The organism is Thioclava sp. ES.031, assembly GCF_002563775.1.
Classification (GTDB): Bacteria; Pseudomonadota; Alphaproteobacteria; order Rhodobacterales; family Rhodobacteraceae; genus Thioclava.
The window spans coordinates 2,634,716-2,647,178 of sequence record NZ_PDJO01000001.1 but is presented as its reverse complement, the minus strand read 5'-3'; the positions used below and the strand labels follow the sequence as shown (position 1 = coordinate 2,647,178).

Here is a 12,463-nt window from a genome sequence, read left to right as displayed (position 1 = left end):
CATGCCCGGCCTTTCGCATTGCGGGCCTACATCCGGCCCTTCCACGGCACGACCTTCTTCTCCACCCAGCGCATCGCCAGATCGAAGCACCATGCGATGCCGCCGATCAGGAAGATGCCCACCAGCACGGTCGAGGTCTGCAGGAACTGGCTCGCGGAGAGGACCATGTAGCCCAGCCCCATCGTCGCCGCGACCATTTCGGCGGCGACCAGCGTCGTCCAGCCGAAGCCCACGCCGATGCGCATCGCGGTCAGGATTTCCGGCAGCGCCGAGGGCAGCACCACCTCGCGCAGCACCTGCGCGCGGCTCGCGCCGAGCGAATAGGCGGCGTGGATCTGCTCGATCGCGACCGAGCGGACGCCTGCGCGCGCGCCAAGCGCCACCGGGGCCAGCACCGACAGGAAGATCAGCAGCACTTTCGACGTCTCGCCGATGCCGAACCAGATGATCATCAGCGGCAGATAAGCCAGCGGCGGGATCGGGCGGTAGAACTCGAGGAAGGGATCGAACAGCCCGCGCATCACCGGGCTCATCCCCATCGCGAGGCCCAGTGGGATGCCGACGATACAGGCCAGCGCGAAGGCGGCGAAGACACGGCCTGCGGAGACGAGGATATGCTCCCACAGCGGCACGCCGGTGAAGCCGGTCGACAAAAGCCCGAAGAGCTTTTGCACGACGGCCACGGGCGAGGGCAGGAATAGCGGCGCGATCAGACCCGAGGCCGTCACGATCTGCCACAGGCCCAGCACCACCAGAACGGCCACGACCGAGATCTTGATCGTGTTGCCTTCGCCCGGCACGCCATAGGTCTGGCCGGGCTTGGTGGGCGCTTGGCGGAAAATGCGTTTGATCATCGGGGCGGGGCGGCTGTCATCTTGGACATCCATGGTCATGCGGCCTTCTCCTCGTCTGCGAAGATGATGCCGAGAATGGTCTCGCGCATCGCGATGAATTCGGGGGATGCCTTCACGTCGCGGGCGCTTTCGCCTGCGAGGAAACGGCGCGAGAAGGGCAGGTCGAAGCGATGTGTGATCCGGCCCGGACGGGGCGACATCACGATCAGCTTGGAGCCCATGAAAAGCGCCTCTTCGACCGAGTGGGTGATCAGGAAGACCGACTTGCCCTGCCGTTCCCAGATTTTCAGGATCAGTTCCTGCGCACGTTCGCGGGTCAGCGCGTCGAGCGCGCCGAGCGGTTCGTCCATCAGCAGGATGCGCGGATCGGCGGTCAGCGCCCGGCCGATGCCCACGCGCTGCTGCATCCCGCCCGAGAGCATGTAGACGGGGCTGTCCTCGAACCCCTCGAGGCCCAGCACGGTCAGGAATTCGCGGGCGACCTTGTAGCGTTCGGCCTTGGCGACGCCTTGCAGCTTCAGCCCGAAGGCGAGGTTGTCGAGCACGTTCATCCACGGCATCAGAGCGTGTTTCTGGAACACCACGGCGCGGTCTTGACCGGGGCCGGTGACGGGGGCGCCGTCGAGTTTGATCTGGCCCGAACTGGGCGCGAGGAACCCCGCGATCAGGTTCAGGAGCGTCGATTTCCCGCAACCCGAGGCACCGAGGGCGACCACGAATTCGCCCGGCTCGATGGTCAGTTCGACATTGCGAAGCGCTTCGACCGGCTCGGATTTGTCACGGGCGGGGTAGAGTACGGAGGCGCGGCGGATTTCAAGCATCTGGGCTTCCTTTCCGGGGCGGTGCTGGGGAATGGGAAACGCCCGGCCAGAGGTCCGGCCGGGCGCTGGGGCGTGTCTTACTCGCCCATCGCGTCTTGCAGCGGCTTGAGCGTGATGAACTGCGAGTAGTCATCCGCGACGGAGTCGATCCGGCCCGCTTCCTTCAGGAATTCGGCGGTCGATTTGATCGCAGGGGCCATCGCACCACCCAGCCAGTCTGCGCTGACCTGATCGGCGGGCTTGAGGAAGGTGTAGCCGCCGAGGATGCCCGGCACCTGTGCGGCGTCCGCACCGGTATTCGTGGCGATTTCTTTCACCTCGTCGCTATCGGCGGTCCAGGCGTCCTTGTTGTCGATGTAAGAAGCGTCGGCCTCGGCGGTGACCTTCACGAAGCCTGCGACGGCTTCGGGGTGTTCCTCGGCCCACTGGCTGTTGACGACCCAGCCGTCAAAGGTCGGGTAGCCCCATTTCGCGGTCTCGTCCGCGCCCATGATGCGGGTGCCCGATTTCAGCAGCTGCGACTGCACCGGATCCCAGATCCAGGCGGCTTCGATGGCGTTCTGCTCCCACGCGGCGGCGATCTGGTCGGGCGACATCGACAGGATGGTCAGGTCGCTTTCCGAGATGCCCTCATGCTTGAGCGCGCCGGTCAGCGAGAAATGCGCGGTCGAGCCGACCGGCACCGCCACGCGCTTGCCCTTGAGGTCGGCCAGCGACGAGATGCCCGAGCCGTCATGCGCGATCAGGCTCTCGGCCTGGCCGATCACGTCGCCGATCATGAACAGCTTGATCGGAACGCCTTGGCTGGCCGCGATCGCGAAGGGCGAGGAGCCGAGCGCCGCGAGCTTCACGTCGCCCGAAGCCATCGCCGCGATCACATCGGTGCCCGAGGCGAATTTGCGCCACTCGACATCGTAGCCCATCGCCTTCGCATATTCCTCGGTGTTGACCTTGGTCATCATCGGGATCGGGGTGCCGAAATTGCCGATGATCAGCGTTTCGGCCGAGGCGGCCGTGGCCATCGGCAGAAGGCCGATCAGCGCGAGCGTCGCGTAACGGGCGGTTTTCTTGAACATGTCTATCCTCGTCTGTTGGATTTCGGGCCGTTTGCGGCCTCTTTCGGGGAGGGGCCGGGGCGGTTACCCGCCCGGGCCATCGGTGATCTTCTGTCAGGCGCTGAGCTTGGCCAGCGCCCGGTCGAGCGTCTCGGTGATCCGGGCGATCTCGGAGGGGCCGACGATCAGCGCGGGGCTCAGACACAGCGTGTTGTTGAAGCCCTTGAACGAGCGCGAGGTCTTGCCGATGATCACGCCCTCGGCGTCGCAGGCACCAACCACGCCTTCGACGAGCTTCTCGTCGAGCGGCTTTTTCGTGGCGCGATCCGCGACCAGTTCGAGCCCGCAGAACAGGCCCTTGCCGCGCACATCGCCCACGACGGCATGCTTGTCCTTCAGCTCCATCAGGCGGTCCATCAGCAGGTCGCCCATTGCGTTGGTGTTCGCGAGCAGGTTCTCGTCCTCGATGATGCGCATGTTCTCCAGCGCCGCCGCCGGGCCTGCCGTGCAGCCGCCGAAGGTCGAGATGTCGCGGAAATAGCTCATCGGATCGTCGGGATCGGAGCGGAATTTCTCGAACACCTCCTCGGTCGTGATCAGGCACGAAATCGCGGCATAGCCCGAGGCCAGCCCCTTCGCGGTGGTCACGAAATCGGGCTTGATGCCGTAATGCTGGTAGCCGAACCATTCGCCGGTGCGGCCCATGCCGCAGACGACCTCGTCCATATGGATCAGGATGTCGTATTTGGTGCAGATTTCCTGCACGCGCTCCCAGTAGCCCGTGGGCGGGGTGATGACGCCGCCGCCTGCCGTGATCGGCTCGAGGCAGATCGCGCCCACAGTGTCGGGGCCTTCGCGCAGGATAACCTCTTCGATCGCGTTCGCGGCGCGCACGCCGTAATCTTCGTCATCCCATTGCGCGCGATATTCGAGGCAATGCGGCACGGCGACGAACCCGTCGGGGAAGGGGCCATATTGGTCGCGGCGCTGTTCCTGACCGCAGGCCGCCATCGCGCCCAGCGAGGTGCCGTGATAGTCGCGCTCGCGGTAGAGGATCTTCCACTTCTTGCCGCCGTGATGCTTATGCGCGATCTGGCGCACCATCTTGAAGGCTTTCTCATTCGCCTCGGAGCCCGAGTTGGCGAAGAAGACGCGGCTCAGACCCGGCGTCTTCTCGACCAGACGGGCGGCGAATTGCGCCGCCGGGATCGTGCCCGCCGAGCCCGCGAAATAGTTCATCTTCAGTAGCTGGTCGCGCACGGCATTGGCGATGCTCTCGCGGCCATAGCCGACATTGACCGTCCACACGCCGCCCGAGACCGCATCGAGATAGTCGCGGCCATTCTGATCCCAGACCGTCATGCCCTTGCCCTCGACAAGGATGCGCGGATCGCGGTGGTCCAGTGCGGCGTGCTGGAACAGGTGGTGCCAGACATGGGCGCGGTCGGCTTCGACCGTGGCGCTGATATCGTTGAACTGACCGTCCATCGGGTTTTCCCTTTCCTTTGGGTTCGGCGCCCATCAAGCCTTTCCGCGGTGCAGCATGTGAGGGCCAGAGCGCCAATTCCGATGGGGCCAGATTTCGGCTTTGGTGCATTTCGGGCAGAGGTTTTAAGCCCTCAGCCGGGCAGATGACCGGAAAATGGGCAATTGCCGAAGATCGGGCGGCATCTGGACCGCTCGAGCTTGCTCTCCGATGGGGCCAGAGCGCAGATGCGAGGGTCATTCCAAGGAGCCAGATCATGGACCGCTTGCCCGTCTCCATCGACCGCAACAGCCCCGAGCCGCTGCAAAGCCAGCTGCGTCAGGCGCTGATCGGGGCGATTCATGCGGGCAAGATGGCGCCGGGTCAGAAGGTGCTGTCCTCGCGCGCGCTCGCCGAGAAGCTGGGCATCGCGCGCAACACCGCCACCGCCGTCTATGACGAGCTGGTCGCGCGCGGCTATCTCGAGGCGCAGCCGCGCCGCGGGCTGTTCGTCGCCACCCGCGGGCAGGGGAAGGGCCAGAGCGTCGCAGGCGCCTCCGTGGTCGATTGGAACGCGCGCATCGGCGTCACCCCCTCGCAGCTCAACCATATCCGCAAGCCGCTGAACTGGCAGGATTATCCCTATCCTTTCATCTTCGGGCAGGTCGATCCGCGGCTGTTCCCGCTCAACGCGTGGCGCAATTCCTCGCGCGATACACTGGGGCGGGCCTCGCTCGACTGGTGGGCGGCGGATCGCGCGGTCGACGACGATCCGATGCTGATCGAGCAGATCCGCACCCGCATCCTGCCCGAGCGCGGCATCTACGCGCGGCCCGAGGAGATTCTGATCACGCTCGGCGCGCAGGAGGGGTTCTACCTGCTCGCGCAGCTTCTGGCGGGCGCGGGCAAGCGCGTGGGCTGCGAGATGCCGGGCTACCCGGATTCGCGCTTTATTTTCGAGATGTCCGGCGCGCAGAGCGTGCCGCTGCCGATCGACGAGAAAGGCGCGCGGATCGCCTCTGGGCAGGGGCTCGATCTGGCGCTGCTGACGCCCGGCGCGCATTGCCCCTCGATGGTGATGATGCCCGGGCCGCGCCGCGACGAAATCCTCGCGCGGGCCTCGCAGGACGATTTCCTGATCATCGAGGATGACTACGAAGGGGAGGTCGCCTTCGCCCGCGAACCGGCGCTGAAATCGCGCGACCGGGACGGGCGGGTGATCTATCTCGGCACGCTGTCGAAGACGCTCGCGCCGGGGGTGCGCTTGGGCTTTCTGGTGGCCCCCGAGCCGCTGGTGAAAGAGGCGCGCTGGCTGCGGCGGCTGGTGCATCGCTCGGTGCCGCTCAACAACCAGCGCACGGCCGCGATCTTTCTGGCCGAGGGCCATTACCTCTCGCTGCTGCGCAAGCTGCGCGCGGCCCATGCCGACCGCTGGTATCGCGTGATGGAGCATCTGCCCGATCTGCTGCCCGGTTTCCGCGCGCCCGATCCGTGTCATGGGGGCTCTTCGGTCTGGCTGGAACTGCCCGAGGGCGTCGACGGGCGCGATCTGATCGCAGCGGCGGGGGCGGAGGGCATCTTGCTGGAAAACGGCGATCCTTTCGTGGCGCCCGAACAGGCGGGGCGCTTCCTCCGGCTCGGCCTGTCGCTGATCCAGACCGAAGCCATCGTGCCGGGGATGCGCCTGCTAGGCGAGATCGCGGCGCGGCTGGCGCAAGAGGGCGTCTCTGGCCCCAACGAAAATGCCGCTCTGGACCAATCGGGCGCGCAGGCGGCGAGTTAGGGCGAGGGAAAGACCCTGACGGAGCCGATGATGTTCGACGCCACGACCCTCTATGTGATCCTCGCCGTGGCCTATGCGGCGGTGCTGCGCGGCATGGCGGGGTTTGGCTTTGCGATTGCCGCCGTGCCGATCCTGTCGCTGTTCATCCCGCCTCTGGAGGCGGTCGCGATGGCGGTTCTCTTGCAGGTGGTCGTCGGCCTGCACGATCTGGTCAAGCTGCGAGGCGCGGTGCATCGGCCGTCGCTGCTGCGGCTCTGCGCGGGGTCGCTGATCGGCACGCCGCTCGGGATCTGGGCGCTCAGCGCGCTCAGCCCCGATGCCGCGCGGATGGCGATTGCGGTGCTGGTGCTGGGAGGGCTCGCGATGCTGTTGCGCTACAAGCCCGCCGCGCCGCAGCCGCATTCGGGGCTGGCGCTGTTGGCGGGTGTGGCTTCGGGCGCGTTCTCAGGTCTGGCCGCGATGCCCGGACCTCCGGCGGTGGTCTATTACCTCGGCGCAGGCACGCCGCCTGCGCAGACGCGGGCCTCATTGCTGCTGTTCTTCTTCGTTGCTGCGGTGATCGCGGTGCCGGGGCTGTGGCTCGCGGGTGCGATTGACGGGGAGGCGCTCTGGCTGACCGCGATTTCCGTGCCGCCGATGGCGCTGGGCACCTGGGCGGGCACGGCGGCGTTCGCGCGGCTCGATCATGCGCAATACCGCAAGATCGCGATCGCGGTGATGGCGATCTCGGCGGTGCTGGCAGGGTGGCGGGGCCTCTCGGTCTATCTGTGATCGGCCCCGCGTAACTTCAGTCGCGGTGGATCTGGAACGGCGCCCAGCTCTGGCTGACCGGCATGATCTCGATCGAGTTGATGTTCACATGCGCGGGCAGGGCGGCGACCCAGTAGATGCTCTCGGCGATATCCTCGGGCTGCAGCGGATCGGCCCCGGCATAGAGCTTGTCATAGGCCGCCTTGTCGCCACCGGTGCGCACCAGCGTGAATTCGCTCTCCGACAGGCCCGGCTCGATCGAGGTCACGCGCACGCCGGTGCCCGACAGGTCCGAGCGCAGCCCGAGCGAGAACTGCTGCACGAAGGCTTTCGTGCCGCCATAGACATTGCCGCCCGGATAGGGCCAGTTCGCCGCGATCGAGGCGAGGTTCACGATCAGCCCCCGGCGCGCGATCAGCCGATCCAGCGTGAGCCGCGTCATCACCGCGAGCCCGGTGATATTGGTGTCGATCATCGCGCGCCAGTCATCCAGATCGCAGTCCTGCGCAGGCGCGGTGCCGCGCGCGAGGCCCGCATTGTTGATCAGTGCATCGATCTGCGCGAAGCCTTCGGGCAGGCTGTCGAGCGCTGCACGCGTCGCCGCTTCGTCGCGAATGTCGAAGCACAGGGGATGCGCGACTTCCGGTCCGCCGAGTGCCTCGACCAGCGCGTCGAGCCGTTCCTGACGGCGCCCGGTCACGATGACCTTCCAGCCCTCATGGGCGAAACGGCGGGCGATGGCGTCGCCGAACCCTGCGGTGGCTCCGGTGATGAGGGCGGTTTTGGTCATGAAGGGGCCTTCCTGTCTTGCTGCCTGTCGGGCCGCGCGTCTCGGCGCGGCGGTCGCGGCCAGTCTGTCTCTCTGATCTGCCGGTGCGACAGGGCCAGTCGGGGATTTCCCATGGAGCCAGTCCTGCGCGCCTGCTTGGCGGTTGCCGCGGCACGATAAGGGCAGGGGGCCGGAACTGCAATTTCACGGACGCGTGACCGCGTCCCGTCTCCCTCGCGCCCCGGCAATCAGCTCTCGGGATGAAGCACCTTGGCGAAGTCTGTGCGCACGACCTCGCGGATCACCTCGGCGAAGACCGGCGGAATGCGCGCGCTGCGCCGGGTCACCAGCCCGATCGAGCGCATCACCCGCCCGCGCCGGAACGGCACGAGGGCGATATCCCGTCCGGCCTGCTCGACCTCCGAATGGGCATAGAGCGCGGGCAGGAGCGTGATGCCCATATTCATCGCAACCATCTGGCGCAGCGCATCGAGGCTGCTGCCCTCGTAATCCTGCCGCAGGGTGGTTTTCATCTCGCGCGCCAGCTCGACAAGCTGGGCATGCAGCGAGAACCCGTTCGACAGAACGAGCAGCGTCTCGCCCGCGAGATCGGCATCCTCGACGTTTGTCCTCTCCGCAAGGCGATGATCCCCGGCGACGGCAAGCTGGAGCGGTTCGCGGAACAGGCGGGTGACGGTGAAATCCGACGAGAGCACCGGCAGCTGCGTCAGAACCAGATCGAGCTGGCCCGCGCGCAGATCGTCGAGCAGGGCGCTCGGCTGCCCGTCGCGGATGAACAGCCGCAGCTCGGGGTGGTCGGCATGAAGCCGTCGCACCACGCTCGGCAGGAGATAGGGCCCGAATGTCGCGGACGCCCCGAGCCGATAGGTCCCGGCAAGCCCGGCCCGCGTATGTTCGGCAATCCCCGCAAGGGCTGCGACCTCGTCGAGAATACCATCGATACGCGCGCGCACCTCGCGCCCGGCAGCGGTCAGCACCGCGCCGCTGCGTCCGCGTTCGACGAGGGCCGCGCCGAGCGTGTCTTCGAGATTGACGATCTGCTGGCTCAGCGAGGGCTGGCTGACGCCGACACGCTCGGCCGCTTTGCGAAAGTTTCCGGCATCCGCGAGGGCGCGGAAATATTCGAGTTGGCGCAGGGTCGGCAGGCGCGGCTTATCCATAGGAATTTCCGATCATAACTTCAGGATAGTTAGGATTGAGCTTACCCCGTCGCAACCCCAACTCTGATCTGTCGAGGGGGCCTAGAGGGAGCGCGAACGACAGAGGCGGCGAATTGTGTCCCCCCGCCGTCTCCCCGCGAGGGTCCCCCCTCGGCACGAGTGTAACCCAATCTTTACAGGAGTTTAGAGATGAGCCTTTCGGATCGGACCCATGCAGCCATCACGGCCCGTATCGCGGCCCTGCGGGCGCGGCATCGCGACCTAGATGCGCGCGTGGCGCAGGAGCAGAAACGGGCCTGGCGCGACACGGGTGTTCTGCAACGGCTCAAGCGCCGTCGCCTGCGTCTGAAGGACGAGCTGGGCCGCTACGAGGGGCTGCTGCGCACGCGCGCGCGCCGGCGTCTGCCCGGCTGATCCCGAATTCCCCCTGTCCCCGGCGCCTGCCCGCGTCGGGGCCTTTCGTGAAAGGAGCTCTCATGGCGTCCCGCCCCCGCACCGACCCGTTCCTCCCGTACCGCTTTCTCAAGAGCGCGGAGATTTCCGAGCTGGAAGAGGCGCTTTGCCAACGGCACTCGCGGCGCGCCCCGATCCCGCGCGCGACCGCCTCCGAGGCGTGGTTCGATCTCTTCGATGAGCCGTGCGACCGAGGCGCAGCCGTCAGAGGGCGTGCCCCGCGCTGATCGCTTTATGCTATCATCCGCCTCGGGATGCGGCGCGCGCCGCGTCGTCGCTTGAGCGTGGAAAGGTAGGGAAGCTGCATGGCTCTTTGGGTTCTGGCCATCGTCGCCATCGGTCTTTTCGGCCTTTTCTCGAGGCGGCGTCTCGACCTGCGGGCAGACCGGGCCGAGATGGCCCGCCTGAGTGGGTTCCAACCCACCGATCCGCCGCGCTTCTCTGCCGATATGGTCGCCGATCTTCCCGAGCCCGCGCGCCGGTTTTTCACCTTCGCCATCGCGGAGGGAACGCCGCTCTACACCGTCGCCCGGCTGGAGATGCAGGGGCAGTTCGGCATGGGCGACAAATCCGCCCCCGGCTACATGCCGATGCGCGCCACGCAGGTGCTCGCCGCGCCGCAAGGCTTCGTCTGGGCGATGTCGGGCGGGTCCGGCGGGATGCGTCTCAGCGGCTCCGACAGCGCCAGATGGACCCGGTTCTGGATCGCGGGGCTCGCCCCCGTGGCCCGGTTCGGCGGCAGCGCGGATCACAAACGCTCCGCCTTCGGGCGCTACGTCGCGGAGGCGGTGTTCTGGACGCCCGCCGCGGTGCTGCCGGGCCCGAATGTGACGTGGGAGCCGGTTTCCGCAAACATCGCCCGGATGACGATGCGCCATGACGGGCTGGAGCAGGCGGTCGATCTCACCGTCGCCGCCGATGGCCGCCCCGAGCAGGTCAGCTTCCAGCGCTGGAGCAATGCGAACGCGCAAAAGCGCCACCGGCTTCAGCCCTTCGGCGGCTACCTCTCGGAGTTTCGCGAGGTCGAGGGCTTCCGGCTCCCGACCCATGTGGAGGCGGGGAACGACTTCGAGAGTGAGGCCTATTTCCCGTTCTACATCGCCGATGTCACCGAGATCCGCTTTCCCAGGTGACTGCGCCTACCCGTGCCTCATGGCCGCACTTCACCGGGGATCACTTCGGTCACGGCGTCTTCGCGCGTGAACATCATGTCACGCTTCCACCAGACGACCACAGCAGCGACGCCCACCAGAATCCAGGTATCCCAAGGCTGCGCATCCGGCCAGAACGGGTTGATGAGCTGCCAGTGGAACAGCATCGGCAACAGAAGGCTGCCGCGCGCCGCGTTGAAGATCGGCGTGACCAGAACCGCGAGGGTGATGTTGCCGATGAAGAAGGGCAGGAAGCTCCACTGCGCGAAGACCACCCCGGCGAGGTAGAAGGCGGGCAGGTGCCAGACGCCCCAGATCGCGCCGATCAGCACGCCCGCCCAGAACGGGGCGACATGGCGCTGCAACAGCGGTTGCGCGACGCCGCGCCAGCCGAACTCTTCGATCGGGCCGAGAAGCAGCATCATGAACATCACGCTGACCATTGCGCCCGCGCCCTCGGGCGGCATCGGCGTAAGCAGGGGCCCGCCCTTGATCAACGAGCCCGCCATGAAGAGGAGCGGGATCACGAGCAGGATGAAGCCCCACCACGGCGCGGGGCAGCGCCAGATCAGAAGCCGCGACAGGAACCGGCGCAAGCCGCCTAGTCCGGCGGAGGCCACCACCACCGTGAAAGCCGCGATGGCCGGGGCCCAGGTGGCCAGAAAGAAGAGCGGATGCGCGCCGCTGATCTGGCCGAACCGCGCGGCCATGGCGTCAGGCCAGAAGATGTAGCTGCCGATCACGCCCCAGGTGATCGCGAAGGTCAGCGCGAGAAAGGCGAGCAGGGCGCGCGCCGTGGATGTCGGGGTCGGGTGTTCGCGTGCAGCAGACATTGGGTTGGCCTTGGAGCGTGACGTCAGGAAACGCGTCACCGTCACTCTTTTTCGCACGGATTTCCTTGTTCTGGGTCAAGCGCATCGGCCCTCGAACGTCCGCCACCGGCTAAGGGGCCATGAACCGCCGCCGCGCCTCCACCGCGATGTTGTAGCGCTGCTCCAGATCGGCGATCAGCGCCATCGCGACGCGCTTGGCATCCTCGCCCTCGGCCTCCCGGTAGCTCTCTTTGGCGGCCTCCAGCAGCTTCTTGAGCTTGAACTCCTCGGGCAGCGCCCCGGCTTCGGCCATGATGCGCGACGCCACGGCCGTCGCCATATCGGTGAACGCCTCGCCCGAGCGATCCGGGAGCGGTTTGCCCTCGCCGGAAAGCCCGCTCAACTGTCCCTCCGCCAGGGCCTTCTGAATTTGCCGCTCGACGAGGCGGTTCAAGGATTGGGTCATGCCGCGGTCCTGCCTGTTCCGGCGCCGCGCGCGATGCGGCGCCCACGCGAGCATAGCGCGCTTGTGGCGGTGCGAATACTCAGACTTCTGTGCAAAACGGATGACAGGGCGGCGCGCGGGTTCAGGCCGGTCGCGCGAATTGCGGCAGAACCCAAAGCCCGTCCGAGGCCGCCGCGCCCACCTGCAACTCGCATCCATAGGTGCGACTGAGGACCGGCCCGCGCATCACCGCCTCGGGCGGCCCATGCGCCTCGATCCGGCCTTCGCGCATCAGCACCATCTCGTCGGCCAGCTGCGCCGAGAGGTTGAGGTCATGCATCACCGCGACCACGCCACCGCCCGCATCGGCGAAGCGGCGCAGGATCGCCATCACCTCGAGCTGATGCGCGATATCGAGGCTCGCGACCGGCTCGTCGACCAGAAGCCAGCGCGGGCCTGCGTGGCTGACCGGTTGCCAGACCTGCGCGCGCACCCGTGCCAGATGCGCGCGGGCCTGCTGCCCGCCCGAAAGCGACTGGATCGGGCGGTCGGCCAGATCGCTCAGCCCCACTTCGGCCAAAGCGGCGGCCACGATTTCGGGGTGATCCGCCTCGATCCCGGCATGCAGCCCCATCCCCACCACCTCGGCCACGGTGAAGGGAAAGGCGACGCTGTTGGATTGCTCCAGCACCGCGCGCAGCGCGGCCAGCCGCCAGGCGGGCGTATCCGCGATCTCATGGCCTTGCAGGGCGATCCGCCCGCGATAGGGCAGCGCCCCGGAGGCCGCTTGCACCAGCGTCGATTTGCCCGATCCGTTCGGGCCGAGGATCACCGTCACCGCGCCGGGTTTGGCGCTCAGCGAGAGGCCCTGCAACACGTCGCTAACGCCCCGCGCGACATACAGATCGGAAATCTCCAGCATAT

General features: G+C 67.0%; 14 protein-coding genes. 5 read left to right on the top strand and 9 right to left on the bottom strand.

Features of this window, described 5'->3' with window-relative positions:
• Nucleotides 1–26 precede the first annotated feature (26 nt).
• The 4 genes from AXZ77_RS12620 to AXZ77_RS12605 form a co-directional block, all read right to left on the bottom strand.
• Nucleotides 27–893 carry an ABC transporter permease subunit gene (locus AXZ77_RS12620; RefSeq protein ID WP_255266494.1) on the bottom strand — a complete coding sequence of 289 codons (867 nt, stop codon included), beginning with the start codon at nt 891–893 and terminating at the stop codon, nt 27–29.
• Nucleotides 890–1,675 carry a taurine ABC transporter ATP-binding protein gene (locus tag AXZ77_RS12615; RefSeq protein ID WP_098411410.1) on the bottom strand — a complete coding sequence of 262 codons (786 nt, stop codon included), beginning with the start codon at nt 1,673–1,675 and terminating at the stop codon, nt 890–892. The genes AXZ77_RS12620 and AXZ77_RS12615 overlap by 4 nt, the downstream gene beginning before the upstream one ends.
• 77 nt (nt 1,676–1,752) lie before the next feature.
• Nucleotides 1,753–2,751 (bottom strand): taurine ABC transporter substrate-binding protein, encoded by a 999-nt coding sequence (gene tauA / locus AXZ77_RS12610; RefSeq protein ID WP_098411409.1) that lies wholly within the window; start codon nt 2,749–2,751, stop codon nt 1,753–1,755.
• A 93-nt stretch (nt 2,752–2,844) separates the two neighbouring features.
• On the bottom strand, nt 2,845–4,218 hold the full coding sequence (locus AXZ77_RS12605) for an aspartate aminotransferase family protein (RefSeq protein ID WP_098411408.1): 1,374 nt from the start codon (nt 4,216–4,218) through the stop codon (nt 2,845–2,847).
• A 254-nt stretch (nt 4,219–4,472) separates the two neighbouring features.
• On the opposite strand from AXZ77_RS12605, the gene AXZ77_RS12600 reads away from it, so the two are divergent.
• Both AXZ77_RS12600 and AXZ77_RS12595 read left to right on the top strand, forming a co-directional pair.
• Nucleotides 4,473–5,978 carry a PLP-dependent aminotransferase family protein gene (locus tag AXZ77_RS12600; protein WP_255266493.1) on the top strand — a complete coding sequence of 502 codons (1,506 nt, stop codon included), beginning with the start codon at nt 4,473–4,475 and terminating at the stop codon, nt 5,976–5,978.
• A 30-nt stretch (nt 5,979–6,008) separates the two neighbouring features.
• Nucleotides 6,009–6,749 carry a sulfite exporter TauE/SafE family protein gene (locus AXZ77_RS12595; RefSeq protein ID WP_098412544.1) on the top strand — a complete coding sequence of 247 codons (741 nt, stop codon included), beginning with the start codon at nt 6,009–6,011 and terminating at the stop codon, nt 6,747–6,749.
• A 16-nt stretch (nt 6,750–6,765) separates the two neighbouring features.
• Here the strand turns inward: AXZ77_RS12595 and AXZ77_RS12590 are convergent, their stop codons facing one another.
• Together AXZ77_RS12590 and AXZ77_RS12585 are read right to left on the bottom strand one after the other, a co-directional pair.
• Nucleotides 6,766–7,518, bottom strand: coding sequence for an SDR family oxidoreductase (locus AXZ77_RS12590; RefSeq protein WP_078606190.1), 753 nt, complete (start codon nt 7,516–7,518; stop codon nt 6,766–6,768).
• Between the two features lie 227 nt (nt 7,519–7,745).
• Nucleotides 7,746–8,678, bottom strand: coding sequence for a hydrogen peroxide-inducible genes activator (locus AXZ77_RS12585; RefSeq protein ID WP_098411407.1), 933 nt, complete (start codon nt 8,676–8,678; stop codon nt 7,746–7,748).
• 189 nt (nt 8,679–8,867) lie between these two features.
• On the opposite strand from AXZ77_RS12585, the gene AXZ77_RS12580 reads away from it, so the two are divergent.
• The 3 genes from AXZ77_RS12580 (at nt 8,868) to AXZ77_RS12570 (ending at nt 10,264) form a co-directional block, all read left to right on the top strand.
• The gene (locus AXZ77_RS12580) at nt 8,868–9,092 is read left to right on the top strand and encodes a DUF465 domain-containing protein (protein WP_098411406.1); all 225 of its coding nucleotides are present in this window, start codon (nt 8,868–8,870) and stop codon (nt 9,090–9,092) included.
• 62 nt (nt 9,093–9,154) lie between these two features.
• Nucleotides 9,155–9,358 carry a hypothetical protein gene (locus tag AXZ77_RS12575; RefSeq protein WP_098411405.1) on the top strand — a complete coding sequence of 68 codons (204 nt, stop codon included), beginning with the start codon at nt 9,155–9,157 and terminating at the stop codon, nt 9,356–9,358.
• 78 nt (nt 9,359–9,436) lie between these two features.
• A complete protein-coding gene (locus AXZ77_RS12570; protein ID WP_098411404.1) occupies nt 9,437–10,264 on the top strand; it encodes a DUF6544 family protein in 828 nt (275 codons plus the stop codon).
• A gap of 17 nt (nt 10,265–10,281) precedes the next feature.
• Here the strand turns inward: AXZ77_RS12570 and AXZ77_RS12565 are convergent, their stop codons facing one another.
• From AXZ77_RS12565 to AXZ77_RS12555, 3 genes are all read right to left on the bottom strand, one after another.
• The gene (locus tag AXZ77_RS12565) at nt 10,282–11,115 is read right to left on the bottom strand and encodes a CPBP family intramembrane glutamic endopeptidase (protein WP_098411403.1); all 834 of its coding nucleotides are present in this window, start codon (nt 11,113–11,115) and stop codon (nt 10,282–10,284) included.
• Between the two features lie 109 nt (nt 11,116–11,224).
• Nucleotides 11,225–11,560 (bottom strand): DUF1992 domain-containing protein, encoded by a 336-nt coding sequence (locus AXZ77_RS12560; RefSeq protein ID WP_078547572.1) that lies wholly within the window; start codon nt 11,558–11,560, stop codon nt 11,225–11,227.
• 121 nt (nt 11,561–11,681) lie between these two features.
• Nucleotides 11,682–12,461 (bottom strand): heme ABC transporter ATP-binding protein, encoded by a 780-nt coding sequence (locus tag AXZ77_RS12555; RefSeq protein WP_098411402.1) that lies wholly within the window; start codon nt 12,459–12,461, stop codon nt 11,682–11,684.
• Nucleotides 12,462–12,463: the final 2 nt, after the last annotated feature.

Bases quoted from the DNA above. Each gene is read 5' to 3' on its own strand.
- AXZ77_RS12620 (WP_255266494.1), bottom strand. From the start codon at position 893: ATGACCATGGATGTCCAAGATGACAGCCGCCCCGCCCCGATGATCAAA.
- AXZ77_RS12615 (WP_098411410.1), bottom strand. From the start codon at position 1,675: ATGCTTGAAATCCGCCGCGCCTCCGTACTCTACCCCGCCCGTGACAAA.
- tauA (WP_098411409.1), bottom strand. From the start codon at position 2,751: ATGTTCAAGAAAACCGCCCGTTACGCGACGCTCGCGCTGATCGGCCTT.
- AXZ77_RS12605 (WP_098411408.1), bottom strand. From the start codon at position 4,218: ATGGACGGTCAGTTCAACGATATCAGCGCCACGGTCGAAGCCGACCGC.
- AXZ77_RS12600 (WP_255266493.1), top strand. From the start codon at position 4,473: ATGGACCGCTTGCCCGTCTCCATCGACCGCAACAGCCCCGAGCCGCTG.
- AXZ77_RS12595 (WP_098412544.1), top strand. From the start codon at position 6,009: ATGTTCGACGCCACGACCCTCTATGTGATCCTCGCCGTGGCCTATGCG.
- AXZ77_RS12590 (WP_078606190.1), bottom strand. From the start codon at position 7,518: ATGACCAAAACCGCCCTCATCACCGGAGCCACCGCAGGGTTCGGCGAC.
- AXZ77_RS12585 (WP_098411407.1), bottom strand. From the start codon at position 8,678: ATGGATAAGCCGCGCCTGCCGACCCTGCGCCAACTCGAATATTTCCGC.
- AXZ77_RS12580 (WP_098411406.1), top strand. From the start codon at position 8,868: ATGAGCCTTTCGGATCGGACCCATGCAGCCATCACGGCCCGTATCGCG.
- AXZ77_RS12575 (WP_098411405.1), top strand. From the start codon at position 9,155: ATGGCGTCCCGCCCCCGCACCGACCCGTTCCTCCCGTACCGCTTTCTC.
- AXZ77_RS12570 (WP_098411404.1), top strand. From the start codon at position 9,437: ATGGCTCTTTGGGTTCTGGCCATCGTCGCCATCGGTCTTTTCGGCCTT.
- AXZ77_RS12565 (WP_098411403.1), bottom strand. From the start codon at position 11,115: ATGTCTGCTGCACGCGAACACCCGACCCCGACATCCACGGCGCGCGCC.
- AXZ77_RS12560 (WP_078547572.1), bottom strand. From the start codon at position 11,560: ATGACCCAATCCTTGAACCGCCTCGTCGAGCGGCAAATTCAGAAGGCC.
- AXZ77_RS12555 (WP_098411402.1), bottom strand. From the start codon at position 12,461: ATGCTGGAGATTTCCGATCTGTATGTCGCGCGGGGCGTTAGCGACGTG.